Origin of the sequence: Ferrimonas kyonanensis DSM 18153 (genome assembly GCF_000425405.1) — a bacterium.
GTDB lineage: Bacteria > Pseudomonadota > Gammaproteobacteria > Enterobacterales > Shewanellaceae > Ferrimonas > Ferrimonas kyonanensis.
The window spans coordinates 56,072-82,473 of the sequence record NZ_AUDJ01000002.1; the positions used below are offsets into that span (position 1 = coordinate 56,072).

Below are 26,402 nucleotides of genomic sequence, written 5' to 3' on the forward strand. Positions count from 1 at the left end.
CCGTTGCTCAGTTGGCGGTGGAGTCACTGAAGCCCAGGTTGACCCCGGTCCAGGGGTGATTGTCGGCGGGGTGTTGATGCTGCAGCGCCGTGGCCAGAGTGGGCCAGGTCAGCACCCCTTGTGGCTGCTCGTCGTTGTCGGTGACTAACAGGAAGTGCTCGTCGCTCTGCTGCAACGCCAGTGCGGCATTGGCCAACGAGGTACAGCAGGGAATGCTGGGAATGTTGTGGCGCATCACCTGGTGCAGCTTACGTTGTTGCAGTTCCCTATCCAGAGTGCGTTCGGCGGCGGTATCCAGCAGGGGGCTGTGCCAGAAGGTCAGCATGGAAGCGGTCAGGTAGCCCAGCAGTCTGGGGCTGTGGTCGTCCACCACAAAGCCGACGCTGGCATCCTGACTGTGCAGCCGTTGCTCTGCCTGTTCGAGGGTGTCATCCAGGTGCAGGATCACCACGTTATTCAGGGGCAGGGCGTTGACCAGATTGTGGTTGCTTGACTGCTGTTTGCACAGGATCGACAGGCACAGATCCACGGCGGTGGCATCAAACAGGCTGCCTCGGCCCTCCATCAGTACCTGTCGTAGATTTTCAAAGCCCTGAGCCGGACGGTAGGGGCGGTGCGACAGCATCGAGTCGGCCACGTCGGCCACCGCCAGGATGCGGGCTTCGAGAATGATCGCCTCTCCCTTTAACCCCATGGGGTAGCCTGAGCCGTCGAGGCGCTCGTGGTGCTGCAGAATCATCGCCTTGATGGGCCAGGGGAAGACCACGTCTTTGATGATGTCGGCGCCTTTAACGGCGTGGGTTTTGATCAGTTCAAATTCCTGGCTGGACAGGCGCGAAGGCTTGCTGAGCAGCTGGGATGGAATGGCCAGTTTACCGATGTCGTGGATCAGCGCCCCCAGCTTCAACCCTTCTAACTGGTGCTGACTCATGCCCATCTTCTCGCCGATCTGATAGGCCAACTCCGCCACCGCTCGCTGGTGTCCGGCGGTGTAAGGGTCGTTGAGTTCCAGGGAGTCGGAGATGGCGCTGACCAGTTTGACCAGTGACTGATTCAACTGCAGTTTTTGCTTTCGAATCAACTGCGATTGCCTGGCCACCACTTTCAGGGTGCGGGGCAGCTGAATGGCATGCCAGATGATGGTGCTGTACACCAACAGGGTTTTGGCGTCGATGTCGGTGTAGGCGTTGGCTCGATTGACCACGCCGACAATGCCGACGGTGCGGCCGCGATAGTTAACCGGCAGACACAGGTGATTGCGGATGCCAAGGCCGTTGAGCCAGGGGGCAACAGTGGCACTGTCGGGGGCGTTGTCGATGACCGGTTGTTGCTGGAGCAAGCACTGCTGTTGTAACGGCAACTGTGGTGTGGCAAAACTGTGCTGCAGCGGCGCGTCATCAAGGGTGGTGGCGGTGAGTGTCAGGCTGTCGCGGTTGTCACTGAGCTGCATCAGGTAGCCGTGTTCGGAGCCGGACAGGTGAACCGCATTTAGGATCGCCTGCTGAAAGACCTGCTCCGGCGCCGATTGCATCACCGATTCCAGGTGGCCAAGCCACTGATCGCTGGATTGCAGGGCATGGTTGTAATCCGGGTGCAGTTGCATCAACCAGCGGTTGTCCAGGTTGAAGCGAATCAATGTCAGCCAGCCATGGCCATCGTCGGAGGGATGCAGGTCGCATTGCAGCCCTTTGCCGTGGCGATCGATGAGGTTGAGGCTGGTGTGGCTGCCGAGGTCTCCGAGTTGTTGTAACTGCTGTGCGGTGATAGCAGGCATCAGCTCGGTCAGGGGTGCCGGCAAGGTGGCGGGCCCCTGGACCGCGTCCATGAATGACTCGCTGGCCTGACTGACGGTGAGATCGGATTCGAGCCGTGCCCACATCAGCCGACTTTGGCGTAGCAGGTCCTCTGGAAGGGCGGCGGGGTTGAGGCCGTGATTCATATGGGCGACTCCTGCTGGCGGCAAGGGGATCGACATTTCAGTCTGGTTACCTGAGTTCAATGTACTGAGATTGCACCTGCAAGCCAATTAGAATCACGCCTAACTTGCTAAAACAGATGTAAAAATTAGATTTGGCACAACAAGGAAAAGGGAACCGGCCGCAGAAGAGAGGTAGCACTGTCGAGGCCTGTGGCCGGTTCAAAAGGTTACTGCAACGGCATAAGCCGGTCTTTCGGGAACACTGGGAGGACCGACCGCAGAGAGAGGTGGCAGGGTCGAGGTCTGCGGTCAGTCCAATCTGGGGTTAATTCAGAGTGCGTTCGGCGTCGATGTAGTTGAGGGCGCTGATAACGCTGCTGTGCCAGTCGCGGGCCAATTTTTGCTTGCGTCCCTCGGTGGGGATGATGCAATTTTCAAAATCTTTTCCCATCTCTTTGCGAAGTGATTTTGAAGGGTTTGAACTGCGAATCGCCAATACTTCGTGCAAGGGTATTTTCCAAAAAACTAATTTACCATCGGGTTCCTGGGTGACCGCTGTAGATTGATATACCCAGCCGACATGATGAACAAGTTCAATAAGATTGACGTTCTGATCCATCACTATTTCCTTACTTTCGATTTGTTTATTGAATTCGTATTTTTTATCTAAATTCTGAACCCCGACAGGGTCACGGTTCAGTCTGCCCAGCGCGGTACCCGCAATTGCCGATAGCTGGCAGGGAGAGAATCTGTATTGGCTTAGCTGTAGCCCTTGGGGCTCAAGGAGTTCTTGGGTCGGGGCCAGCGACGTTCGTCGCGATTGAGTTCCCAGGCAATCACCACCGGATTGCGGGTTCCGTTTTCGTTGTTGTACAAGCCGGAAATGAACACCAATGCTGCAACAACCAGAGAGGCAATATAAAAGAGTGCCAGACCGGCAAGACACAAGCATGCGAATAATACGAGACAACTTCCAACCAATTCCAGGACTTCCATATATACCTCTGTTATTAAACGAGCTATTACCGTGGAATTTATATAACCATACTCTTTTGGGTGAGTCCCATAACCATCAATGAATATTGTTAACTCCCTCCCCACTTTTGATCTAATTGAGGGCTGGATTAAGTTCTCTTACCCCTTGGGGTTAGGAGTCATCATTTTCCTTTAGCCAACTGATGACCCGGTTCAGTTGTTTTGATTAAGGTGAACCCTCTAGGACACTTTGTCCTGAGAGAGAAAATATGCTTTATGAGGTACCAGAGTCGAGCTTACTGCCATCTGAATCATTGAGGGTAGTGAATCATTCTGTCGCTCATGGTTGGGATCGGGCGGATGGTATACAGAGTGGCGAAAAAAGTGCGGCGGCAGTCACGTTTTTGCTCCCAAAATGAGCGATTGCGGTGGTGACCGAGTTCACACTCTGGCGATGTTCAGGAGTGAGGCAATACCAGAGTGACGGTCAGGCCGCCGTGATCGTTGTTGGAAAGTTGCAGGGAACCGTGATGGGCGTCAATGATCTCATGGCACAGTGCCAGCCCCAGTCCCGAGCCCTCTTTCTTGGTGGAGTAGAATGGCAGCAGTGCCTGCTGCATGACATTGTGGTTCATGCCAGGGCCGGCATCGCTCAGGCTGAAGACCAACCCCTGAGGAGTCGTGCGGACGCTTAACTCAATCTGCAGCGGTGAACTTCCGGATTCATGAGCATTTTTAAGCAAATTGATCAGCACTTGTTCCAGTTGCACAGGGTCAAATTGCCCCTCGAGCTCAGTCGAGGGACAACAATACTGAAACTCGTAGTGCAGGCGAAGATTCGCCACAAAGGGGTTAATGGCTACCGTTTGGCAGCGCGGCTCGGGCAGTTTGGCAAAGCGGGCGTAGCCCTGAATGAAGTCACTCAGTCCCTGGCAGCGCTCGTCAATGGCATTGAAAACCCGCGTCAGGCGAGGATCGGAGTGTTTATCCAGCAGTGTCTTGCCGCTGTGACTCATGGAGCTGATGGGCGCCAGCGAATTGTTGAGTTCGTGGCTGATGACTCGAATCACCTTCTTCCACGCTTGCGCCTCCTGGCGAGCCAGCTCTCTGGTGATCTGTCGTACCAGAAACAGATGATGCGGTTTATTGTGAATTTGGAACCGACCACTGAGCCTATGGTAGCTTTCGTTGCTGCTTGCCTGAACCTGAAACAGACCATCCTGAGGAGAGCTGAATAGCGCTTTGGCATCGGTGGACAGTGGGCTTAGGCAGTCGGCTAAGGGGCGCCCGCCCAGCGGCGGGCCACCAAAGAACTGCTCGCAGACGCGGTTGGCGAAAACGACTCGCTGGCGGTCGTCCAGCAGCAGTACCATCATTGGTGAATTTTGCACGACTTTGTCCAACAGCAGTTCACGTTGGTGCAGGGAGTAGCGCTGTTGTCGTAACTGCTCAGCGGCGCGATTGTAGCTGTGGGCCAACGCTTGGGTCTCTGGACTGCCACTGGGGATCAGTGAGGTGCTGAACTCCTGATCGGCAAAGTTCAGCAGGCCAGCTTCCAGCCCCCGCAGCCCTTGTCGTAAAGGCCGACTTAAGCGCAGCAGCACGGTTATCGAAACCACCAGGGTTACCACGGCGGTGAGTGGATACGTCAAGGCAGCAGGCCAGGGGGTCTGCTGCAGCAACCAGGTTAGAGCCACAACCAATCCGGTACAGACTGCCGCCAGTAGCAGCATCAGCTGGGTCAGAGTGAGTGGAGCGGGCCGAGGGATCATCGTTCAATTCCCAGTTTTTCCATGCGACGATACAGAGCTTGACGGCTGAGTCCCAACGATTTGGCTGCTCGGGCAATCACTCCGCCCTGTTGGCTCAGAGCGGTGACAATGGCCGCTCGATCGGGCTCTGGCTGTTGCCAGGAGGGCTGCTCCTCTGTGGTCTGGGGTAATGCTAAGTGCTGGCTGGCAATGGCCTGACCATTGGCAAGCAGAGCAGCCCGGGCGATGCAGTTTTGCAGCTCGCGCACATTGCCCGGCCACCGGTGGCGCACCAAAGCCTGTTCGGCTTCCTCACTCAGGCGGGCATGGGGCGGCAGAAAATGACGGGCCAAGGGCAGAATCTCTTCCGGGCGCTGGTGCAGCGGTGGCAGAACCAGAGGGACCACATTAAGGCGGTAATAGAGATCTTCACGGAACTGCCCTTGGGCGATGGCGCTGGGGAGGTCGGCGTTGGTGGCGCTGATCACCCGTACTGTTACTTTGCGGGTGCGGGAGCTGCCCAGGCGTTCGAATTCACCACTTTGCAGTACCCGCAGCAGTTTCACCTGACCACTGAGGGGTAGGGTACCCAGCTCATCGAGAAACAGGGTGCCACCGTCGGCGGCTTCAAAGCGGCCGATTCGGGTCTTTGATGCCCCGGTGTAGGCGCCGGCCTCGGCACCGAACAGTTCGGCTTCCAGCAGTTCACTGGGGAGGGCGCCGACATTGACTTTGATAAACGGGGTTTGTCGTTGCGGTGAGTTGGCGTGGATGATCTCGGCGATCATCTCCTTGCCTGCGCCATTGGGGCCGGTGATCATCACCGGCAGATCCGACCTGGCCACCTGCAGCGCCATTTCCACCAGTTGGGTCATGGCTTCGCCTTCGAACACCAGGCCACAAAGCTGGTGCTGAGCCAGAGCTTGCTGACGGGCTTGGCGTTGGTACCCTTGATGTTTTTGTTGTCGAGTAAGGGTGGCTAGCTTCACCAGATTAGCCACCGAGGTCAGCAGCTTATTGTCATCCCAGGGTTTGCCCAGATAGTCACTGGCGCCGGCTTTGACCAGTTCTACTGCCATGGCTACGTCGGTCCAGGCGGTCAGCAAAATGATCGGCAGGTCCGGTTGGTGCTGCCGCAGTTGGTGGAACAGCGCTCGGCCTTCCTCGCCGGAGGTGGTATCGGCACTGAAATTCATGTCCTGAATCACCAGTATCACTTCGTGAGCGGCTTGCAGTTGTAGGGCATGTTGCGGTGAATCGGCGCACAGGCATTCATAACCTTGCAGGTTCAACAACAGTGACAGCGCCTCACAGATGGCGGCGTTATCGTCAACAATCAGTATCTTATCCATAAGTTCCAACGGCGGTTACCCTGGTCACAGGGTAACCTTTTTTTAACAATGAGTGCCAGAGTTACACCGAGCGTGTCGCCAGAGCCGGAGAAACCCGGCTGGCTTTCAGTGCCGGTGCGGCGACGGCCAACTGGCCCATCATCAGCAGCATCAGCGCCGCCATCAGCAGGTAGCTGCCGGGCAGGGCGGTCAGCTCATAGCTGTGCATCAGGTAGCGGTTCAGACCCAGTGCCAGGGCGCTCCCCACTCCGACCCCGCACAGGCACAGCATGCCGTTTTCCACCATGAAGTAGCGGACAATGGCCGCTCGGGTGGCGCCCAGGGCCCGCCGGGTGCCGATCTGTTTGCGCCGCTGGCTGACACTGTAGGTGGCCAGACCCACGACGCCCAGAGCGGTGATCAGCACCAGCAGCACAATTACAGTGCTAAGTAGCTTTGCCATGGCCAAATCATTGCGATAGATACGCTGACGGGCCTGAGAAAAGTCCCGCAAACCGACAATCACCCGATCACGACTCTGCGCCATCATGGTGTCGCTGATCTGTGCCATTACCTGATCTCGCTGGTGAGCCTGGGCTCGCACCACATAGCGGCCGTAGAACTCTTTTTGAATTTTGGGGATCAGTATGTTGTTGTAGCTTCCCGGGCGGTGGGGAAATGGCGACTGCAAGGTATCGACCACGCCGATGATCTGGGCCGAGTAGCGCTGAAGGTACAACAGTTGGCCGACGGCGCTGCGATCGGGATACAACGACCTGGCCAGGGCTTGAGTGATCAGCACTTTCGAAGGGATGCCATCGGGCTCCAGTACCACTTCGCTGTCGGTGAAGTTACGCCCTTCAATCAGGGTGACCCCCAGAGCGTGCAGCAGGTTGTGATCGCCAAAGTAGTACCCGGCGATGGCGTTGTCACCTTCGCGCTCCGGGTTGGACCATACCGAAGTTGAACCGCCACTGCCGCCAAGGGGAACCTGATTGGAGATGGTGGCATCAATGACGCCGGGCAGTGCCTTCAGTGCTTGCACATCCTGCAATCGCTGCTGCACATGATCGGCATCGGCATTCATCTCCAGCACTGAAAAGGTGATCAGCTCAGATTCGGCCGTACCGCTGTCGCGGTTCATCAGAGCCAGCCGCTCATTAATAATGAAGGCGCAGTTGGCCACAATGGCCAGCGTCAGGGCGAGTTGAATGATGATCAGCATCGGGCCGCTTTTGTTGCGCATCATCGATGAGAGTATGGGTCGAAGTTCCAACATGAGCAGCGTTCCTTACTGGGTTTTCAGGTGATAAGAGGGAGCGGTCCGGCAGATACGCCAGGCCGGTAGCAGACCGGCCAGAACCGCAGCGGCGCCGGACAGAGCCAACAGCATCAGAAACACGCTCAAATCCATGCTGGCCAGGGTGTCATAGTTGGCGTACACCGAGCGCAATCCGGCCAGACCCAACTGAGACAACAGAGCGCCGACCACGCCACCGATAACACCGATCAGAGCCACTTCCACCAAATGCTGTACAAAGATCTGCCGTTGACTGGCGCCCAGCGCTCGGCGCACGCCGATCTGGGGCGCCCGTCGCAGAAATTTAGCCAGTAGTAACCCCACCATGTTGACCAGGCATACCAGCAGAAACAGAAATGACAACCCCACCAACACCCGGTTGTCGTTGCCCACTACCTGGTTGTAGCTCAGCCATTGTTGCACCGTGCGCAGCGAATACGGGGCGTCCGGATCCGGTAGGCGTCCCAGCGCTTGTTGCTGATCGATGTAGCCTTGCAGAGCCTGTTCGAACAGCTGCTTTTTTTGAGGGGTTCGAAATTCGGCCCAGAACTGGACCCACATCTTTTCTGAATTCAGCATATCCTGATAGCTGTTGATGGCTTCGGATTTCCAGCCATCGGTATTGCCCCAGGATTGCACCTCTTGCACCGGCAGCAGTGAAAACGGAAAGAACATCTCCTCGACATCGCGAAAGGCGCCGTTATTGAGGTCATAAACCAGGGGTTGTGGGTTAAATGGGCTCAGGACACCAACCACGGTGTACTGGAAACCGTTGGCGTTGATGGTCCGGCCGACGGAGTTGGCACCGCCAAACAACTTGTGGTTGAGGCTGTCGCTGATCACCACCACGGGTTCAGCCAGAGTATCTACCGATGCACGCCAGGCGTTGCCGTACTGAAATCGGGCTTCAAACATGGCGAAGAAATCACTGTCGGCGGCGCGACCGCCGGCGGTAAACGGCAACAGCTCTTGTTGCTCTGGCTGAATGGTCATGTTGGCTCGAATCATGGCGGAACGTCGATGGCTGCCGGGCAGTTCCAGCAGATTGACGGCATCCTGATAGGTCAGTTGCACGTTGAGACCATCGGCAGTCGGCGCTCGGTTGTCGGCCGGAGCCGTTTTGAGTTGTACCGCATACAACTGGTTGTTCTTATGAGCATAGGGGTTGTGGTTCATGCTGTGATACACCGTCAGCGTGGTGCCGGCGACGCCGATCCCCACCGCCATTGCCAGTACCATTAGCGCCGACAGCACCGGCGTTTGCTTAAGGCTGAGCCAGGCCAAACGAAGGTAATAACTGAACATGACGCCCCCTAGGCCTGAGCCGCAGTCGGTTGCTGGTTGGCCATCATGGCCAGATCGCACACCTGGCCATCGACGATGTGAATGTTGCGCTGAGCCCGGGCGGCAAGTTCATGGTCGTGGGTTACCATGACGATGGTGGTGCCGTCGTCATTGATCTCCTCCAGCAGTGCCATCACTTGTCTGGCCATCAGTGAGTCCAGATTACCGGTGGGCTCATCGGCCAGCAGGAATCGGGGGGAGCCAGCCAGGGCTCGAGCGATGGCCACCCGTTGCTGTTGACCTCCGGATAGTTGAGCGGGCAGGTGGGCCATGCGGGCCGACAGGCCGACTCGTTCAAGGGCGTGTTCGATGCGGCGTTTACGCTCGGCGGCGTTAAAGCCACGATAGCGCAGGGGAACGTCGACGTTATCGAACAAGTTGAGGTCGGGGATAAGGTTGAAGCCCTGAAAGATAAAGCCAATCTTCTCATTTCTCAGCAGCGATCGTTCGCGGTCGGTGAGCATGGAGACCTCTTCGCCGTCGAGATAATACTGGCCGCTGCTGGCACTCTCCAGCAAGCCAGCGATGTTGAGAAAGGTGGTCTTTCCCGATCCGGAAGGACCGGTGACGGCAACAAATTCGCCGTCGTTGACCTGAAGATCCAGTCCCCGCAGTGCATGGGTTTCGATGAGTTCGGTTTGAAATACTTTGCCGATGTTGTTCATGTTGAGCATCTGTCAGTCCTTTTACTTAACCATGATCTCGCTGCTGTCCAGCAGCGGACTCAGATCGGAAATGATGAGGGTATCGCCGGCATGGGCGCCGTCGACGATCTGGATGTGAGTGAGGCTGGATGCCCCAAGAACCAGTGGCGTACGTCGTGCTAGCCCGTCTTTCAGGCGGTAGCCCAGGCGGCCGCCTCCACTTTGGACGAAGGCACCGCGGCGTACGGTTAAGACATCCTCGAGATTTTGCAATTGAATCCGGGCTGTAAGGCGTTGGTTCTGTCGCAGCCGGGTGCTGTGTTGCCCCAAATCGTTAAAGCGAACGCGAACCCTGACCTGGTTGTTGCTGATCTCCGGTGAGATGCCGCCGATGCGGCCACTGAGAGACAGGCCGGCCACCTCCACCTGCACCGGCATCGCCAGCCCCAGATCGTCGGCGTACGATTCGGGTACCTCTAACTCTGCCTGGTGCTCGCTAAGGCTGACCACCGACAATAGCGGCTGGTTGGCGCCGATGCGATCCCGGTCTTCCACCAGAGTGTTGCCCACCATGCCATCGATGGGTGCACGCACTGTCAGTCGGGCGACCTGGCGTTGCAATTCGGTGAGTGACAGCCGGTGTTGGGTCAGTTGCAGCGCCAGGGTCTGGTCTTCAAATGCCAGAGTATCTCTGGCCAGTGCCACCTCTTCTCCCGCATGGGCATAATTCAGCTGAGCCGAGGCAAACTCGTCGCGGGCTTGTTCATAGTCGATGCGGCTGATCAGCGAATGGGCAATGGCCTCTTCGGCCCGGCGCCGCTCTCGATCCGCTGCATCCAGCGTGACCTTGGCTTGGTCGAGACGGCGTTTCAACTCCAGTTGCTGGCGGCGGGAATCCAGTTGTTTGCGTTGTTGCTCCAGCTCCAGACTGTCCATTTTCGCCTGGGCCTGGGCCAGTTGCGACTTCAATGCCGGGCTGTCGATGATCAGCAGTGGCTGCTGTTCGGTCACCAGATCGCCGGCCTGAACCAATAACTTGACCAGGCCGGCACTGGTGGCGTACACCACCGGAGCGTTGGCAGCGATGATGCGGCCCCGGGCCGCGGCTTCGCGGATGAGGTTGCCCCGTTCTACTTGTGCGGTCTGCAGGCGGGCGGCGCGCACCACCTTGTCGGCGCTGCTCAGGCCAAGCCATGTGACGGCGCCAATAGCACTCAGCAGCACCAAGGCTGCTACGGGCGCTCGCCACCGGCGGCGGACCGGTTGTCGGCAGACGTCTTGTTGTGAAGTATCGCGAATCATGGCGTTGTCCGTTCAATGGGCGTATGACGGACTTTGCAGGGAGCGTGCCAATCTTTGGGGATTTGAGTTAGTTGTTTATATTCAGACGGTTATGGTTATTTTATTGTCAAGGTGCCTGCCGGACTGTCCGACTCGGACAGAAAAAGTGTCCGCAGCGGACAGTGTGCTGCGGACGGTTAGACTACGCCGTGCGAGGACGGGGCCAGTAAGCGTGCAGGTAACGGATGGCGACGTAGCTCACCAGCAATACGGCCACGGTTAACTCAATGTCCGCCATCTGCCGGAGCAGGCTGCCATCGCCAAGGCCAAATAACTGGAAGTGCTTGGCCGACTCGTACAGCGCGGTGGCACTGACCACCAGCGGGAAGGTAAACGCCGCATAGCCGGGGCTGAATGGCAGTCGCAACAGGTGCAGCATCGACAGGTACACCAGGGTGGTCATGGTCAGCGCGATGCCCAGTAATATCATCACCAGCAGTGGCGACGGCGCAGACTCGATGGTCAGGTAGCCCGCCAGTGTCAGGCTGGCCGGGGCCGCCATGATGGCAAAGGTCGGGCGGGTGTGGTGCTCGTCCCAGGACAGGAAAATCAATCGGTACAGCATGGTTGGCAGCAGTATCGCGTAGCTCACCAGGCCGAGAATGATCAGCGCGTGGGCCAGCGACTCATAGTGGCTGGACGGACAGGTCAGGGCGGCGACGATGATGCCAATGGGCGGCACAAACCAACTGGGGATCATGTGGGACAGATTCCAGTCGCGAATGCGGAAGAAGACGAAGGCGCCCAGCAGCAGCAGGTGCAGGCTAACGGCGGTCAGCCACAGGCCGGTCGCGGCGATGGGAAATACCAATGCCAGGGATTTGCTCACCATCATGATGCCCATGGTAAAGGTCGGCATCACGCTGCCAACCAGAGGGTCGGCGGATTCTTTCTTCAGCAATCCGGGATGAAACAGGAATTTGCTGACCACCATCAGTAGCAAGATGGCGGCGATGGCCGCGGCGCCGGTCTGTAACCACTGATCCCCGCCCAGACGCTGATCCAGGCAGACTCCCAGGCTGGCGATTCCGAGTGCCAGGCCGGCCATGGGGGTCGGCAGGCGTTGCAGGCGATGGACGATGGATTGGGACATAACAGATCTCTGAGTTGCTCTAAATACGGGGCTATTGTCTCCCCTTTGCTAATTTAATAATATCGAACAATATTTCATATCTGTTTAGGTTAACTATATGGCCGAGATCTCATTGAAACAGCTCAAAGCGTTTTGCTCAGTCGCCGCCAGCGGTAACCTGGGGATCAGTGCCGAGCAGCTGTTTTTGACCCGTGGGGCCGTCAGTCAGGCGATCAAAGGGCTGGAGGAGCAGTTGCAAACCGAGCTGTTTGAGCGTCGCCAGCAGCGACTGTACCTCAATCGCCAGGGCCAGTTGCTCAGGCCATTGGCGCAGCAGATGCTGGCGCAACATCAATCGATACTGGGGCTGTTTGTGTCGGGCGAGTCCATGGGCGAACTGCGGCTGGGGGCCAGCCACACCATCGGTAACTATTTGTTGCCGAATCTGCTGGCGAGCTCGTTGTCACCGCTGCTGAGCCAGGCCAGGATCAGCCTGGGAAACAGCACCCAGCTGCAGCAACAATTGCTGGATTATGAATTGGATCTGGCGCTGGTGGAGTCGGAAAATATCGCCCCCTCCTTGACGCGGTTGCTGTGGCGTCAGGATGAGATGGTGCTGATTGTCCCGCCCAACAGCGATTGGGTGGCCGAGACCATAGACTGGGACGTGCTTTCTCGTCAGCGCTGGGTGCTGCGAGAGCGGCATTCCGGCAGCCGGGAGCAGTTTGACTATCATCTGGCACCGAAGTTGACCACCGTAGCAGCCGTGACCGAGCTGGGCAGCTTGGAGGCGGTGGTGCGCAGCGTCATGGCCGGGGTCGGCGTGTCGTTGGTATCGCGGTTGGCTTGTGAGCAGGCACTTCAGCAGGGATGGGTCAGGCAGCAGCCGCTGCCTCAGCCTCTGCATCGCAGGCTATCGCTGGTGTGTCAGCCGGGCAGTGCTGCGCTGCCGGTGGTCAAGGCCACCATTGAGGCCCTGCAATGCCTGACGGATTAGCCGGCCTTGATCACCGGTGGGAACGGCATCGGTGGATCGTGCCGATAGTGGCCACCCACTACCGGCGGAAACGGCATGGCGTCATCGTCGTCGGGATCTGAACCGCCAGGCAGCGGCGGGGGGCGGTTGGGGGTGATGGGCTTGCCCTGTTCATCGACGAACAGCGGCGGCAGCACCGTATCCGGATAGATAGGGTCGCCGTTTTCATCGAGCATGATCGGCGGGAATGGCATGTCCGGGTACACCGGGTTGCCGTTCTCATCCACAATCGGCGGGTAGGGTGGCACCGGAATGATCGGGTCGCCATTGGCATCCAGAGGCAGGCTGGTCAGGGTAGTGTTACCCTGTTCATCAATGGCGTCCGCTGGCAGCAGCCCGGCGGCGTCCCAATAGGCCAGCACCAGGTTGTCGTCCCAGGTGAGCGGGTCGACCCACAGATCCGGGTTGTCTCTCATAAACTGGTGCACGTACTGACGGGCTTCCATCGGACTGTCAAAGGTGGCCCGATACATGCAGCCTCCATGGCGGCAGAAATGGAACACCTCTTTAAATCCTGGCGGCGGCTTAACGCCCCAGTTTTGCTCCCAGGGCCCCATCGTCGGGTCTTCAAAGAACATCGACAACTGCTCGTCGACGAAGATCTCCGGGTTGTTGTAGATGAACTCGGCCTGGGCCAGGGTGTATTCGGCAAAAAACACCTCGCCCGCCACGGTTTTGCGCACGTACATCATCTCACCCACCACCAGCGGCACGTTGTCCAGTTCCATCATCGACATCAGCCGTTCATAGTCGGGATCTCCGGGCTGGATGACGGTGCTGGCAGTTTGGTAGGGGGAGTCCGCTTGTGGGCTGGCGTCGACGGTGTCATTGGCGCCCTGGCGGCGGTAGCCGAAGCGAGGCGGTGAGTCACCCTGTTCGGGAGCGAGCGGAGAGCCCGCATCCACGGTGGCCTTATCCTCAACGGCCGAAGCAATGGCGGCCGGGTGGGCGTGCAACTTGCGCTCGAGTACCGCACTGCGGTGGCTGGCGGTTGCCTCCGAGGCCGGGTTCAGCAGCAGGGCTATGGCTTCGGCGTTTTCTTGGGCACCGGGGGCAGCAGCGATCGCCGACTCCGCCGCGTCCTGATGGTACACCCATCCGATCGCAGCGCCGGTTAGCGCCAATACCAAAGCTCCACGAAAATTCATCGCCTGCCTACTTTCTGAAGAGAGGTCATTCTAACAGACTAAAAAGCGTCAAACACAGCAGAAATCGTTAGTGCGTCTGCCATTGAATTCTTTAATGCTGTCATCCCCACCGCGGCTGTGGACGTTTAGCCGTCCAAATGATAGTGTCGATGGCAATGGTTGTTGCCTGTTGAGGAGAGTTGGCATGAGAGTGGGTTTAGTGGGTTGGCGTGGCATGGTGGGATCGGTATTGGTGCAGCGAATGCAGGAGGAGGGCGACTTCAAACGCATCGAGGCCACCTTTTTCACCACCTCCCAGGCGGGGTTGCCAGCACCGGAGCAGGCCAGCACCAAGGTGTTGGTGGACGCCCATGATCTGGATGCCATCGCCACCATGGATGTGGTGATCTCCTGCCAGGGTTCGTCTTACACCGACGCGGTGTACCCGAAACTGCAACAGTCGGGCTGGAAGGGCTACTGGATCGACGCCGCCTCCAGCCTGCGCATGGATCCCCAGGCCACCATTGTGCTGGATCCGGTCAATCGCAGTGTCATCGATGCGGCCTTGGCCGCGGGCAAGACCACCTTTGTCGGTGGTAACTGCACCGTTTCGCTGATGCTCATGGCCATCGGCGGCTTGCTGGAGGCGGATCTGGTGGAGTGGGTCAGCCCCATGACCTATCAGGCCGCTTCTGGGGGCGGTGCCCGCCACATGCGGGAGTTGCTGGGGCAGATGGGCGCGTTGCACACTGAAGTGGCCGAGCAACTGGCCGACCCCCACTCAGCCATTCTCGACATCGAAAAGGCGGTGACTGCCAAGATGAATTCCGGCGAGTTGGCCACGGATCAGTTTGGGGTGCCTCTGGCCGGAAGCCTGATCCCCTGGATTGACTCGCCGCTGCCTTCCGGTCAGAGCCGCGAAGAGTGGAAAGCCGAGGCCGAGGCCAATAAGATTCTGGCCACCGACAGCCCCATCGCCATCGACGGGCTGTGTGTGCGGGTGGGGGCGTTGCGCTGCCACAGCCAGGCGTTGACCATTAAACTGAAACGGGATCTGCCGCTGGCGGAGATTGAAGCCCTGTTGGCGAAGCACAATGGTTGGGTCAAGGTGGTGGACAACACCCCGGAGGCCACCCGGGCAGCGCTGACGCCCACCGCCGTGACCGGCACCCTGGACGTGCCGGTAGGGCGGCTGCGAAAGTTGTCGATGGGGCCGGAGTATCTGTCGGCCTTTACCGTGGGTGACCAGTTGTTGTGGGGGGCCGCCGAGCCACTGCGTCGTATGCTTTCTATACTGGTGGCGCGTCAGGGCTGATCCAGTGCATGTTTTGCCGGATTGTCCTCGCCGCCGGGCAAGCCGGCAGGATATACTGCCGCTTTGATTGTTGGTCCCCGGAGAGCGGATGTTTACCAAGCTGTTAGTCACCCTGTTGGTGATCGTGGTTGCCATGATGAGTATGAAAGGGCGCAAGCCTCAGGAGCGGCCCAGCTTTAAGGCGCCCTCCATGGCCACCAGCTGGTTACGCTTCCTGGCTCCGGCGATTGCGGCGGCGCTGCTGCTGCTGGCGGCGGCCTATTCCGGTTGGCAATGGATGCAGGGGCAACAGGTTCTGCAGATAAAAATCACTGATGCCGAGCACCAACAAGTGACCATCTACGAGGTGTACCGCAAAGATCTGGACGGTCGTCGTTTTACCACCCGAGACGGGTTGTGGGTCGAGTTGGGCGCCGGTGAGCGAATGGAAATTTCTCAGCTAAAATAAACACTAACAATTTCGTTCAATCCTTGTATCATCGTTGCGAAAGTTAGGATTGCGGCTGAGGAGAACTTGATGATCACCGCTTATCTGCAACGCGAAGGCGTCTGGGACATGGTTGACCTCAGTCCCGAAGACGGCATTCCCGAACACACCATGTGGATCGATCTGTTCCGTCCCGATGACGATGAACGTCAGTGGTTGTCCCGCTACCTGTATGAAGAAGCCCCGGACGAAGAGGACATCAATGAGATCGAGGCTTCGGCCCGTTTCTACCTCGACAACGATGGCTTACACATCAACTCTTTGTTTCCCCAACGCGTCGGCTCCGAAGTCCGGGCCATCAACGTCTTTTTTCTGATTCAACCCACTCGGCTGTTTACCATTCGCGAAGAGGACGTTGGCCTGATTCGTTTGCTGCGCAACTACCTGCGCCTCGGCCGCATCGAAGCCGACCGGCCTCAGGGTCTGCTGGTGGAGTTGTTCAACCTGAAGGTGGATTACCTGTCGGATCAGCTCGAGGATGTGTACACCGTCCTCGACGAGTTGTCGGAAGAGGTGTTCGACAACGAAAAGCTGGATGAGGTGTTCAAGCAGATCACCCTGCAGGAGGACGGCAACGGCAAAATCCGCCTGTCGCTGCTCGATACCCAGCGGGGGCTCAGGTACATGCAGCGTTATTACCGCCGCCAATTGCAGGAAGATGAGATCAAGGACGTCAAAGAGATGCTGTCCGACATCGAATCGCTGCTGCCGCACACTCAGTTCCTGTTCGATAAGATCAACTTCCTGCTGGATGCGGCCATGGGCTTCACCAGCTTGCAGCAGAACAAGATCATCAAGATCTTCTCGGTAGCGGCGGTGGTGTTCCTGCCACCGACCCTGATCGCCTCCATCTATGGCATGAACTTTACCGCCATGCCGGAACTGGCGTGGGAGGTGGGCTATCCGTTGGCGCTGGGGTTGATGTTCGGCAGTGCGGTGGGCACCTATTGGTTCTTTAAACGTAAAGGCTGGCTGTAACCCCGAAGGCTGGGCTACAATGCCCGCCGTTTTTGAGTTGTGGAGAGCACTATGGCACGCGCATCGGCCCGTCATATTCTGGTGAAAACCGAACAGGAAGCCCTGAAACTGAAGCAGATGATCGCCAAAGGGGCGGATTTTGGTCAGTTGGCCAAGAAGCACTCGCTGTGCCCCTCCAAGCGTAAGCAAGGGGACCTGGGGGAGTTTGGCCCCGGGCAGATGGTCAAGGCGTTTGATAACGTGGTGTTCAAAAAGCCGGTGCTGGAGGTTCATGGCCCGGTTAAAACCAAATTTGGTTACCACCTGATTCAGACCCTGTACCGCAGTTAAGCATTGAATCAGAGAACGCCCGTCCGAGTCGCTCGGGCGGGCGTTTTTTTGTACTTTTTTCGAAGGGGTTTCATTTCTGTGATCCCGGTAGCTGATTTCAGTGTACAGCTGTACGCATAATGTCGAACCTCGTAGTTTGACAGTGAGTTGGTGGAACAATGCAACACGCATGCAGTCAGTGTGGTACTAAGCTGGACCTGGAGATGATCGTTTGTAGCGGCTGTGGTGCCGGACAGCATATGGACGCCTTTGCCGGTGTCGATCCGGACGTAAAACTGAAAAGCCGTCGCAAGACCGCCTGGCTGAGCCTGTTCCTGGGCGGCTTTGGTGCACACAAATTTTATCTCGGCCAACCCTTCAAGGGCACCGCGTACTTGCTGTTCTGCTGGACCCTGGTGCCGTCGGCACTGGGCGTGATCGAGGCCATCCGCACCTTCAAGATGACCTCGCTGCAGTTTCATTTCCGTCAGCGTCAGCTGGCCTGAGCGTCACTGCCGCCGGCATCGATGTCACCGCTGAGGCGAATCTGACCGCTGCCGGGCAGGGTTTCCACCAACTGCCACCCCATCAGTGTGGATGGGGTGTGGTAGCCGCTGTATCCCGGGTTCTGTAATAGGAACTCGGTGACTGCCAGTGCCCCGGTCACGGTGACGTCATAGCCATTGGCGGTGTCCAGTCGTGCTTCAATCTGCTCGCCCTTATCATTCTGCACTTCACCCCAGATCACCGTGGTGTGGCGGGCTCGCTGGCGGTCACTTGGGCCGGTCAACGACGCTTCGATGCGGTTTTTAATCAGTGTCTGCACCCAGTTCAGCCCCATTAACCCTCGAACCCAGTTGATCCGTTTTAGCTGTTTGACCTTGCGCGCCGACATCGGAATGTAGACTTCGATGTTGTCGATGGCGGTACTGAACCAGGCGGTGGACAGATCCCCCCAGGGAATGGAGACCGCCAGTTTCGGGGTGTCGGCAAAGGCGATGGTGCGGGTTTTGTGGGCCAGCGGCGTGGCCACCAACTTGCCCTGATGACGAATCATGCTGCCTTTGGGCAGGGCTTCGGCGGAGGTTTTGGCGGTGCCGCGGGAGAAGCCGCTGCGACTGTCAAACGCCAGCGTCAATCGAGTGGCATCGGGCATCGCCTGCTTGAGGCGGGCGGCGACGCAATCGGTGGGGATTACGTCGAAACCCACGCCCGGGATCAGCACCACATTGGCCGCCTTGGCGTGATCGCTCAGCCGTTGCCCCAGTTCAAATACCGCCACCTCGCCGGTAATGTCCAGATAGTGGCAGCCCTGAGCGATGCAGGCCTGCATCATGGGTTCGGCGGTGGCGGAGAAGGGACCGGCGCAATGCAGCACCAGATCGATGTCCGCCAGATCGCTGTCGCTGATGGCATTCAGATCGAAGCAGCGATAGGGCAGATCCAGCAACTGTGCCAGCGCTTCGATGGCGCTGGGGTTGCGCCCGGCCAGCACCGGCTTCAGGCCCCGCCGTTTGGCCTCTTCGGCAATCAGTTTTCCGGTATAGCCATTGGCACCATAAATCATCCAATTTGATGCAGTCATCTCAGTGTCCTTTCACGGTTTGTTGCAGCACCTGCTTGAAAAACAGGCTCGGTAGCCAGCGTTTTACTCGCCAGGCCTGGCGGGATTTCTTGTGGGGCAGAATCAGGAACTCGCCGGCAATGGCGTGCTCGATCAGGTAGTCGGCCACATCGGCGGCAGACAACTCCGAACGCTGCATCATCTTACCTGCCGGCGCGGCGATGGCTTTGCCCTGAGCATTGAGGGAGTCCAGCAGCGGCGTCTGAAAGAAGGCCGGACAGACGGCGCTGACCTGAATTCCTCGGGGGCGCCACTCAAACCTCAGGGTTTCGCTCAGGCTCAGCAGCGCCGCTTTAGACACGTTGTAGGCGGCCATGTAAGGGGCGTTAGCCACCGCCGCCATGGAGACGATGTTGACCAGGTAGCTGCCTTTGCCCATGTGCGGGCTCACCAGCCGACTGAGGCGAACGCTGGCCATCAGGTTGATGTCGAGGCAGCGCTGCCATTCGCTGTCGGGCAGAGATTCAAAGGCACCGCCGGACGCCACGCCGGCGTTGTTCAGTACCCAGGCAAATTGCGGTTGCTGTTGCTGACATTGAGCGTCCAGTTGGCTCAGGGTATCTCGGTCGGTCAGGTCGCCGGCTAGGGTCAGGTGACTGCCGCCCAGTTGTTGATTCAACTGGGCCAGTGCCGCCGGATCCCGGTCCAGTAGCCACAGCCTGGCCCCCCGTTTGGCAAAGGCTTTCGCCAGCTCGGTACCCAGGCCACCACAGGCCCCGGTCAGCAACACATCCATATGTCTGTCTCCGTTAAAAATCGAACGTTCGTTCGTTATTGACGATAAACTAAACACCTTGTAGGGTGAAGGCAAGTCACATTTTAGTCGGATTGCGATGGACCTTTATCTGTTACGCCACGGCCAGGCGATGTTTGGCAGTCAGGATTACGATCGATTGAGCGACCTTGGCCACAGGCAGGCCCATTGCCTGGGGCAGGAGATTGGCAGTTGGCAGCTGGGCCCTGCGGCATTGGTCAGCGGTGACCTGCGCCGCCAGCAACAGACTCTGGAAGGGGTCTGTGAAGGCGCCGGTCTGGTTCAGGGGGCGGCGGTGGACGCTGGCTTCAATGAACTGGAGGTGTCTGAGCTGATCCCTGGATACTGGCCGGCCGCCTGCCAGCGCCTGGGATTGGCGATGACCCCCAAGGAAGCCAGTACCGACATGCGCTATTTTCTGCCGCTGATGAGTGAGGCTCTGAGGCTGTGGATTGCCGATCACCCCGGGGAAAAGGGCGAGAGCTTTCGTCAGTTTCAACAGCGGATTACCGATGCCATCGCCACCCATGCCTGCGGCTCACGCCCTACGGTGGCGGTGACCAGTGGCGGCGTCATCAGCTTGCTGGCCAGCCAGGCCATGGGCAGTGACGTGACCCACATGGCGGAGCTGATCCATCAGGTCAACAACTGCTCCATCACCCACCTTCGCTACGCCCGCGGTCAATGGCACCTGCAGGCGTTCAATGTAAACGGACACCTGCGACGTCAGCAGATGCTCACCTGGAGATAACGAAAGATGGATTTTTCGGTTACCCCGTCGTTGGCGGCGCACATGGAGGCGGCCAGCCAGTTGGTGCAAGAACAGCTGATTCCACTGGAGCCGCTGCTGCTCAGCCACGATTACCCCAGCCTGATGGAGGAGATTGAGCTGGTTCGTCACAAGGTTCGAGAGCTGGGGCTGTGGGCCCCGCACCTGCCTCAGTCTGTGGGTGGCATGGGCCTGTCGCTGCTGGCGTTTGCCCAACTGGCGGAGCGCATCGGCTACTCGCCGTTGGGCCACCTGGCTTTTGGCTGCCAGGCGCCGGATGCCGGCAATGCCGAATTGCTGCTGCACGTGGGTAGTGAGGCTCAGCAGGCCCGTTATCTGGCGCCGCTGGCCCGGGGAGAGATTCGCAGCTGCTTTGCCATGACCGAACGCCATTTGGCCGGTTCCAATCCGGTGCTGATGAACAGCGAAGCGGAGTTTGACGGCAGTCATTGGCACCTCAATGCTCATAAATGGTTTACCACTGCCGCCGAAGGGGCCGAGTTTGCCATTGTGATGGCCAAAACCGAGCCGGAGGCGGACCGGCATCAGCAAGCCAGCATGTTGCTGGTGCCCATGGATGCCCCTGGGGTATCGCGGCTGCGCAACATCTCGGTGATGGGGGCGGAGGGCTACGGTCCATTCAGCCACGCCGAGATGGTGTTTGATGACGTTACCCTGCCGGCGGACGCGGTACTGGGGCGTCCGGGGCAGGGGTTTGCCCTGGCCCAGGCCAGGCTGGGGCCGGGACGAATCCACCACTGTATGCGCTGGTTGGGGCTGGCACAGCGAGCCATCGATGAGATGACCCGCTACCTGCATCAACGGGCCATTACCGCCGACAAGGTGCTGGGACAGCAGCCGCTGGCGCAGGCGATGCTGTCGGAGTCGGTGGCCAGCCTGCAGGCGGCGCGTTGGTTTGTCCTGCACACCGCCTGGCAGGTGGATAACGGCGATTTTGGCCAGGCCAAGGCCGCCATCTCGATGATTAAGTTTCACACCGCCAATATGCTGCAACAGGTGGTGGACAATGCGGTGCAGATGCATGGCGGCCTCGGGATCACCGATGACACCATCCTGGCCTTTATCTACCGTGAAGAGCGGGCGGCTCGAATCTACGACGGCCCGGACGAGGTGCACAAGCTGTCGGCGGCCAAGCAGTTGCTCAAGGCGGCCCAATGAGTCAGATGGCCCGTTCGCTGGCCGAGTTCCAGCAGTTGATTGGTTGGAACCCGCAGCGAATGTGGCACGATTTTCATCGGCAGTGTTTGCCTCAGCTCAGTCAGAAAAACCCCAGCCGGACCGAATCACGACTGGCGACCATCGTGGAGGCGACCTTCACCCTGGCCAATCGTCAGGGGTTTCACGCCATGTCGCTGCGGCAGCTTAGCGACGCCAGCGGCATGAGCCTCGGGGGCCTCTATGGTTACTTTGCCAGTAAGGATCAACTGGCGGCCTCCATTCATCAGTTCATTCGCTATCAGTTTGAACAGGTGTTGCTGCCGCTGATCGATGCTCTGCCAGAGCCTCAGCGACTGGACGCCATCTGCCGCTATCACCTGTATCTGAGTGAGTTGATGCAGCCGTGGTTTTTCTTTGCCTACATGGAAGCCCGTCATCAGCAGTCAGATCTGCGTAAGCAGGCCATAGCCCTCAGTGAGCGGGTGGATGTGGAGCTGCTGCTGGCCCTGAATGCCCATGGTGAGGTGCAGGAGCCGATCATTGCCGTGGGGCTGCTAAAACACCTGTTGCAGGGCTGGTACCTGCGCCGCGCCCATTTTCAGAAAACCGGTGTCGATGTGGACGCGTACACCGACTATCTGCTTGCCCGAATTACCCTGTTTTGTCACGGAGAGACAACCAATGACCGCACCCTCGCTGCCCTTTGATACCGAGGCTCTGAGCCGTTACCTAAGCGCCAGCCACCCACAACTGGGGCCTCTGGTGTCCGTTACCCCTTTTGACGGTGGGGCCTCCAACCTGACCTTTAAGCTGGTCTGCGATCAGCAGTCTCTGGTGCTGCGGATGCCTCCGCCGGGCACCAAGGCCGCCAGCGCCCATGACATGGGCCGGGAGGTGCGGATGCTGCGCGCCATTGCGCCGCAGTTCAGTAAAGTCCCGACGGTCTTGGGCTACTGCGAAGACCCTGTGATTCTTGGGCAGCCGTTTTACTTAATGAGTTATGAGGCTGGCACCATTTTGAGGAAGAATCTGCCTAAGGATCTGGGGTTGTCCAGAGTGCAGGCCGGCGAGTTATGCCGTTCCATGGTCGATACCCTGGTGGCACTGCACCGCATCGATACCTCCAGTGAATCGATGGCGTCGTTGGGGCGGCCACAGGGGTACGTAAACCGCCAAGTTGAGGGCTGGAGTCGCCGTTATCGCAATGCCGTCACTCCGGGCGCACGCAGCGGCCGACGGGTGATGCAGTGGCTGGCAGACAATCAGCCCGAGGACAGCTTGCGGCCGGCGCTGATCCACAATGATTTTAAGTTCGATAATCTGGTACTGAGCCCCGCCGATCCCACAGAGATTATCTCGGTGCTGGACTGGGAGATGGCGACCCTGGGGGATCCACTGATGGATCTCGGCTGCGCCCTGGCGTACTGGATTGAGGCCGGCGATGAGCCGGAGTTGAAGCTGCTGCGGCAGTTGCCGACCCACCTGCCGGGTATGTGGACCCGGGAACAGATCGTGGCCTATTACGGCCAGCAGACCGGGCTGGATGTGAGTCAGTTCGGGTTTTATTACGTGTTTGGCCTGTTCCGGCTGGCGGTGATCGTGCAGCAGATCTGGTATCGCTATGTGGAAGGCAGCCGTAAGCACCCGGCGTTTGCCCGCTTCGGTGAGCTGGCGGCCCGCCTGATGGATCAGGCGGCCACCAACATCGACCGTTTAGCCTCGGCGCAGCAACGTCATGAGCAGCTGCAGAAGATCACCCAGCCCGGATTGTTGCAGCTGCAGGGTAAGGTGGCGCTGATCACCGGCGCCAGCCGCGGGATTGGCGAGGCGGTGGCTCGGCTGTACGCCGCTCATGGCGCCCGGGTGATCCTCTCCAGTCGCGATCAGCAGGCGCTGGATGCGGTGGCTGCCTCGATTCGCGATCAGGGCGGTCAGGCCGAAGGCATCGCCTGCCACGGCGGCGACATCGACCAGGCCAAGGCGCTGTTTGCCACCATTGAACAGCGTTATGGCCGCCTGGATATTCTGGTCAATAACGCCGCCGCCAACCCCTATTTTGGCCACATTCTGGATACGCCCCAGGAAGCGCTGAACAAGACCGTACAGGTGAATCTGGCTGGCTATTTCTGTTTTGCCCAGCTGGCGGGGCAGATGATGCGTGAGCAGGGGGGCGGGGTGATCATCAATACCGCCTCGGTCAACGGCAAGCAGCCGGCGCCGGGGCAGGGGATTTACTCCATCACCAAGGCGGCGGTCAACAGCATGACGGCGGCGTTTGCCAAGGAGTGTGCCCAGTACAACATTCGTGTCAATGCGGTGTTGCCGGGCCTCACCGAAACCAAGTTTGCCTCGGCCCTGACCGACAACCCGATGCTGCTGAAACAGATATTGCCGCTGATCCCACAGGGGCGCAGTGCGGTGCCGGAAGAGATCGCCCCGGCATTCCTGTTCCTGGCCTCCGATGCGGCGGCCTACATTACCGGTATTGAATTGCCTGTGGATGGCGGTTATCTGGCTTAACAGACTGAACCGGTTCAGGATTACTCTCGTAGTCCGGTGAAAGAACACTAGGAGCAGACGATGACAGGTCGCTGGGTAATATTGGTGAGCCTACTGATGCTGGCCGGGTGCACTTCGGTGCCAACTGGCGTCACTCCGGTTCAGGGATTTGAACTGGAGCGCTATTTGGGCACCTGGCACGAGGTGGCCCGGTTAGACCACAGCTTCGAGCGGGGGCTGAGTGATGTCAGTGCTCACTATTCCCGTCGAGATGACGGCGGCGTACGGGTGCTCAACCGTGGCATCGACAGCAGCAGTGGTGACATCAGTGAAGCCGAAGGCCGAGCCTATTTCGTCGGCGAATCGACCACCGGTCATCTTAAAGTCTCCTTCTTCGGCCCCTTCTATGGCGCCTATGTGGTGTTTGAGCTGGACCCGGACTATCAATACGCCTTTGTCAGCGGTTACAACCGTGACTATCTGTGGTTGCTGGCCCGTACTCCACAGGTGTCAGAGTCGGTGATGCAGGCCTTTCGAAGCCGCGCCACTGAACTGGGGTTTGACCTGTCCGGGCTGATTGTCAGCCCGGCAGCGGCCACAGACTGAATCCTGGCTCAGGGCGAGGGGGTTGCTGAGGCGGTTGTGAGCGAAGGCATCGGGGTAAATCCCATCCCCTGTTTGATGCGCGCCAGGTTGTCGGCAGAGGTGAGGGTTTCCACCACGGTAAAGGCCACCTCCATGGCGGTGGCAGGGCTGGTGGAAGTAATGATGTTGCCGTCTACGACCAGCGGTTGTTGCAGTACCCGCACCCCCAGTTCCCGCATCTGCTGCTGGCGTTTTTCACTGAGTTGATAGGTGGTGGCGGTGCGCCCTTTGAGCACGCCGCTTTTGGCGATGGGCAAGGCGCCGACACACACCGAGGCGATCAGCTTGTTGTGGCGGTCGAAGGCGCGGATCAGACTCAGCAGTCGCTCGTCGAAGGCATCCTCATAGAAACCGGCCCGGCTCATGCCGCCGGGGATCAGCAGGGCATCAAAGTCATCGACGTCGATGTCATCAAACGGCCGCTCTGGCTCGATGGTAAAATTCCAGCCGCAGCGGATTTTCTGGTGAAACCCGGTGGTAACCAGCTGGATCGGCTCCAGCCCGTAGGTGGTGGTCCAGCCCAGGGCATCGGTAAACACACTGGCTTCGTATTCCTCCAACCCCTGACACAGAAACAGCAGCGCTTTTTTCATCGACTTGGCTCAATTTAGGTAGATGCAAAGGCGTCACTCTACCCCAATAATCGCCTGGAAACTGCGAGCGTCGGCTAACTGCGCTCGATATCGGCTTTGATTGGGCCTTATCGATGGCTCGGCTATCGATACTGCGCGCAGTTGAGTGCGCGGTTTCGGCGAGTGTATTCCATCATCTGTCTCGAAACCCGCTCTAAGTCTTCGGAGGTGTAGCTACCTGAATTACGACCCATCTCTATCATCGTCTGGCTGAGCGCCTTGAGCTCACGACTTAACTGGTCGCGCTGCTGTCGGCATTGGGTGTATCGGGGATTGGGTTGACGGCGCACCGGCTGGGTCACCGGCGCCGCCGCTTTGGGCTGTGCCGTGCGTTGCTGCGACACTCGCTGCTGCTGTTGACGAGCCTGTTGCCGGCGCTGGTTTTGTTGGTTGATCTCGGCCACCACGGTGTCGCGAGTCTGCTGATAGCTAGTGTGGCTCTGCTGCGAGTACCAGCGCTGTTTTTGCTGTTTCAGCCGCTGCGGCGTGCCGAGTTGATGCAAGCGAATCAGGCCGTTGGCCCGGTTCAGGGCGGCGCGCTGCGTTGGTGAGGCATCAAACTGCAGCAGTGCTTGGTCCAGAGAGCTGAGCGCGCCGGTAGTGATTAGGCCCAGTTCGGTCAGGGATTTGGCCATTAGAAATTTCGACAGCGCATGAACCGGAAGCTCTCGTTTTATTCGATTGGCACTCCGGGTAATCAACAGGATTTTTTGATGGGGCGTGGCCCCTTGTCGATAGGCGGAGACCAGGTCGGTAACCAGAGTCTTGTCTGCGGTCATTCGGCTGAGTTTTCGGTTCAGGGCAAAGATGTCCTGCACTTCACGGAACTTGCGTTTCGCCAGCTCATAGGCGGCGCGCTTGGCTACCCGAGAGGCCTCGGCTTTGAGTTGCCGTTGGGCCAGGTTTCGCAGATAGACCTGGTCGGCTCGCGGTTTGGACGGGCCCGGGGCCGGTGCTATGGCGATACGGGTTCGGGCAGCCTGTTGTTGTTGCTGCTGTTGTTGACGTTGTCGCCGTTTGGCCTCAAATACCGAATTGCGGCAGTCGGTCAGCTGTTGAGTGCGTTGCCGGGCAAAACGGCCGCTACTCAGGGCCGACATGTTGGTGTGCAGGGTTTCACAGCGGCCGCAGCTGCAGGCGCCGCCACGAGCCTGTTTGCAGGACTTGTGTCGATTCAGGCAATGGTGATGGCGCCGAGTAACCTCGTCGATGATGGCTTTCCACTCTTGCTGTAAGGCCTGGCACTGACTGAGGTCCCAGGGGGCAACGGGGCCAATGGGTAAGCGGACGGTTTCCCGGGCGTGTGCGGACGCCATGGTGAGCAAACCTGCGATACAGAGCAGCAGGCAGCCGCGCATTACCAGCCTCATTC

Annotated in this window: 26 protein-coding genes and 1 pseudogene; 12 read left to right on the top strand and 15 right to left on the bottom strand. The window is 58.8% G+C overall.

The features are described from left to right. Positions 1-7: 7 nt before the first annotated feature. The 10 genes from H598_RS23150 to H598_RS0102940 all read right to left on the bottom strand — a co-directional run bounded on the left by H598_RS23150 (position 8) and on the right by H598_RS0102940 (position 11,697). Positions 8-1,939: an HD domain-containing phosphohydrolase gene (locus tag H598_RS23150; protein WP_051252321.1), complete on the bottom strand. Its 1,932-nt coding sequence runs from the start codon at positions 1,937-1,939 to the stop codon at positions 8-10. A 304-nt stretch (positions 1,940-2,243) separates the two neighbouring features. Then, entirely contained in the window at positions 2,244-2,537 is a 294-nt protein-coding gene (locus H598_RS26345; RefSeq protein ID WP_156896913.1) for a hypothetical protein, read from the bottom strand. A gap of 140 nt (positions 2,538-2,677) precedes the next feature. Further along, positions 2,678-2,914: a hypothetical protein gene (locus tag H598_RS0102905; protein ID WP_028111660.1), complete on the bottom strand. Its 237-nt coding sequence runs from the start codon at positions 2,912-2,914 to the stop codon at positions 2,678-2,680. A gap of 437 nt (positions 2,915-3,351) precedes the next feature. Further along, on the bottom strand, positions 3,352-4,665 hold the full coding sequence (locus tag H598_RS0102910; protein WP_028111661.1) for a sensor histidine kinase: 1,314 nt from the start codon (positions 4,663-4,665) through the stop codon (positions 3,352-3,354). Next, positions 4,662-5,996: a sigma-54-dependent transcriptional regulator gene (locus H598_RS0102915; protein ID WP_028111662.1), complete on the bottom strand. Its 1,335-nt coding sequence runs from the start codon at positions 5,994-5,996 to the stop codon at positions 4,662-4,664. The genes H598_RS0102910 and H598_RS0102915 overlap by 4 nt, the downstream gene beginning before the upstream one ends. A gap of 61 nt (positions 5,997-6,057) precedes the next feature. Beyond that, positions 6,058-7,254, bottom strand: coding sequence for an ABC transporter permease (locus tag H598_RS0102920; protein WP_028111663.1), 1,197 nt, complete (start codon positions 7,252-7,254; stop codon positions 6,058-6,060). Positions 7,255-7,266: 12 nt separating this feature from the next. Further along, entirely contained in the window at positions 7,267-8,580 is a 1,314-nt protein-coding gene (locus H598_RS0102925) for an ABC transporter permease (protein WP_028111664.1), read from the bottom strand. An 8-nt stretch (positions 8,581-8,588) separates the two neighbouring features. Next, entirely contained in the window at positions 8,589-9,293 is a 705-nt protein-coding gene (locus H598_RS0102930; protein WP_028111665.1) for an ABC transporter ATP-binding protein, read from the bottom strand. 12 nt (positions 9,294-9,305) lie between these two features. Continuing rightward, a complete protein-coding gene (locus tag H598_RS0102935) occupies positions 9,306-10,565 on the bottom strand; it encodes an efflux RND transporter periplasmic adaptor subunit (RefSeq protein ID WP_028111666.1) in 1,260 nt (419 codons plus the stop codon). Positions 10,566-10,746: 181 nt separating this feature from the next. Then, positions 10,747-11,697 (bottom strand): TDT family transporter, encoded by a 951-nt coding sequence (locus tag H598_RS0102940; protein ID WP_035415173.1) that lies wholly within the window; start codon positions 11,695-11,697, stop codon positions 10,747-10,749. A gap of 97 nt (positions 11,698-11,794) precedes the next feature. Here H598_RS0102940 and H598_RS23155 point away from each other — a divergent pair, with 97 nt between their 5' ends. Next, positions 11,795-12,673, top strand: a complete 879-nt coding sequence (locus H598_RS23155) for a LysR substrate-binding domain-containing protein (RefSeq protein ID WP_051252323.1) — start codon at positions 11,795-11,797, stop codon at positions 12,671-12,673. Here H598_RS23155 and H598_RS0102950 read toward each other — a convergent pair. Further along, positions 12,670-13,860, bottom strand: a complete 1,191-nt coding sequence (locus H598_RS0102950; protein WP_028111668.1) for a hypothetical protein — start codon at positions 13,858-13,860, stop codon at positions 12,670-12,672. The genes H598_RS23155 and H598_RS0102950 overlap by 4 nt on opposite strands. Positions 13,861-14,044: 184 nt before the next feature. On the opposite strand from H598_RS0102950, the gene asd reads away from it, so the two are divergent. The 5 genes from asd (at position 14,045) to H598_RS0102975 (ending at position 17,434) form a co-directional block, all read left to right on the top strand. After that, on the top strand, positions 14,045-15,154 hold the full coding sequence (asd, locus tag H598_RS0102955) for an aspartate-semialdehyde dehydrogenase (RefSeq protein ID WP_028111669.1): 1,110 nt from the start codon (positions 14,045-14,047) through the stop codon (positions 15,152-15,154). Between the two features lie 88 nt (positions 15,155-15,242). Then, positions 15,243-15,602, top strand: a complete 360-nt coding sequence (locus H598_RS0102960) for a hypothetical protein (protein WP_028111670.1) — start codon at positions 15,243-15,245, stop codon at positions 15,600-15,602. Between the two features lie 69 nt (positions 15,603-15,671). Continuing rightward, a complete protein-coding gene (gene corA / locus H598_RS0102965) occupies positions 15,672-16,619 on the top strand; it encodes a magnesium/cobalt transporter CorA (protein ID WP_028111671.1) in 948 nt (315 codons plus the stop codon). A gap of 51 nt (positions 16,620-16,670) precedes the next feature. Further along, positions 16,671-16,949 carry a peptidylprolyl isomerase gene (locus H598_RS0102970; RefSeq protein WP_028111672.1) on the top strand — a complete coding sequence of 93 codons (279 nt, stop codon included), beginning with the start codon at positions 16,671-16,673 and terminating at the stop codon, positions 16,947-16,949. A gap of 158 nt (positions 16,950-17,107) precedes the next feature. Continuing rightward, a complete protein-coding gene (locus H598_RS0102975; RefSeq protein ID WP_028111673.1) occupies positions 17,108-17,434 on the top strand; it encodes a TM2 domain-containing protein in 327 nt (108 codons plus the stop codon). On the opposite strand, the gene H598_RS23160 is transcribed toward H598_RS0102975, so the two are convergent. Further along, on the bottom strand, positions 17,422-18,513 hold the full coding sequence (locus tag H598_RS23160; RefSeq protein WP_051252325.1) for a saccharopine dehydrogenase family protein: 1,092 nt from the start codon (positions 18,511-18,513) through the stop codon (positions 17,422-17,424). The two genes, H598_RS0102975 and H598_RS23160, sit on opposite strands and share 13 nt — an antisense overlap. A 1-nt stretch (position 18,514) precedes the next feature. Continuing rightward, positions 18,515-19,288: an SDR family NAD(P)-dependent oxidoreductase gene (locus tag H598_RS0102985; RefSeq protein WP_035415175.1), complete on the bottom strand. Its 774-nt coding sequence runs from the start codon at positions 19,286-19,288 to the stop codon at positions 18,515-18,517. Between the two features lie 97 nt (positions 19,289-19,385). Between H598_RS0102985 and H598_RS25410 the strand changes: the two genes are divergently transcribed. The 6 genes and pseudogenes from H598_RS25410 to H598_RS0103010 all read left to right on the top strand — a co-directional run bounded on the left by H598_RS25410 (position 19,386) and on the right by H598_RS0103010 (position 24,359). Continuing rightward, positions 19,386-20,057: a histidine phosphatase family protein gene (locus H598_RS25410; RefSeq protein ID WP_028111675.1), complete on the top strand. Its 672-nt coding sequence runs from the start codon at positions 19,386-19,388 to the stop codon at positions 20,055-20,057. A gap of 6 nt (positions 20,058-20,063) precedes the next feature. Next, positions 20,064-21,254: an acyl-CoA dehydrogenase family protein gene (locus H598_RS0102995; RefSeq protein WP_084144297.1), complete on the top strand. Its 1,191-nt coding sequence runs from the start codon at positions 20,064-20,066 to the stop codon at positions 21,252-21,254. Further along, positions 21,251-21,961 (top strand): TetR/AcrR family transcriptional regulator, encoded by a 711-nt coding sequence (locus tag H598_RS23170; protein WP_051252327.1) that lies wholly within the window; start codon positions 21,251-21,253, stop codon positions 21,959-21,961. The genes H598_RS0102995 and H598_RS23170 overlap by 4 nt, the downstream gene beginning before the upstream one ends. Continuing rightward, positions 21,936-22,700, top strand: a pseudogene (locus H598_RS26950) (phosphotransferase family protein); the annotation flags it as partial. The gene H598_RS23170 and the pseudogene H598_RS26950, both read left to right, overlap by 26 nt. 306 nt (positions 22,701-23,006) lie before the next feature. After that, a complete protein-coding gene (locus H598_RS26955) occupies positions 23,007-23,774 on the top strand; it encodes a glucose 1-dehydrogenase (protein ID WP_371878135.1) in 768 nt (255 codons plus the stop codon). A gap of 60 nt (positions 23,775-23,834) precedes the next feature. Beyond that, entirely contained in the window at positions 23,835-24,359 is a 525-nt protein-coding gene (locus H598_RS0103010) for a lipocalin family protein (protein ID WP_028111677.1), read from the top strand. Positions 24,360-24,367: 8 nt separating this feature from the next. Here the strand turns inward: H598_RS0103010 and H598_RS0103015 are convergent, their stop codons facing one another. Together H598_RS0103015 and H598_RS0103020 are read right to left on the bottom strand one after the other, a co-directional pair. Next, a complete protein-coding gene (locus H598_RS0103015; RefSeq protein ID WP_028111678.1) occupies positions 24,368-24,991 on the bottom strand; it encodes a DJ-1/PfpI family protein in 624 nt (207 codons plus the stop codon). 122 nt (positions 24,992-25,113) lie between these two features. Next, positions 25,114-26,346: a hypothetical protein gene (locus tag H598_RS0103020; protein ID WP_169629202.1), complete on the bottom strand. Its 1,233-nt coding sequence runs from the start codon at positions 26,344-26,346 to the stop codon at positions 25,114-25,116. Between the last annotated feature and the right edge of the window lie 56 nt (positions 26,347-26,402).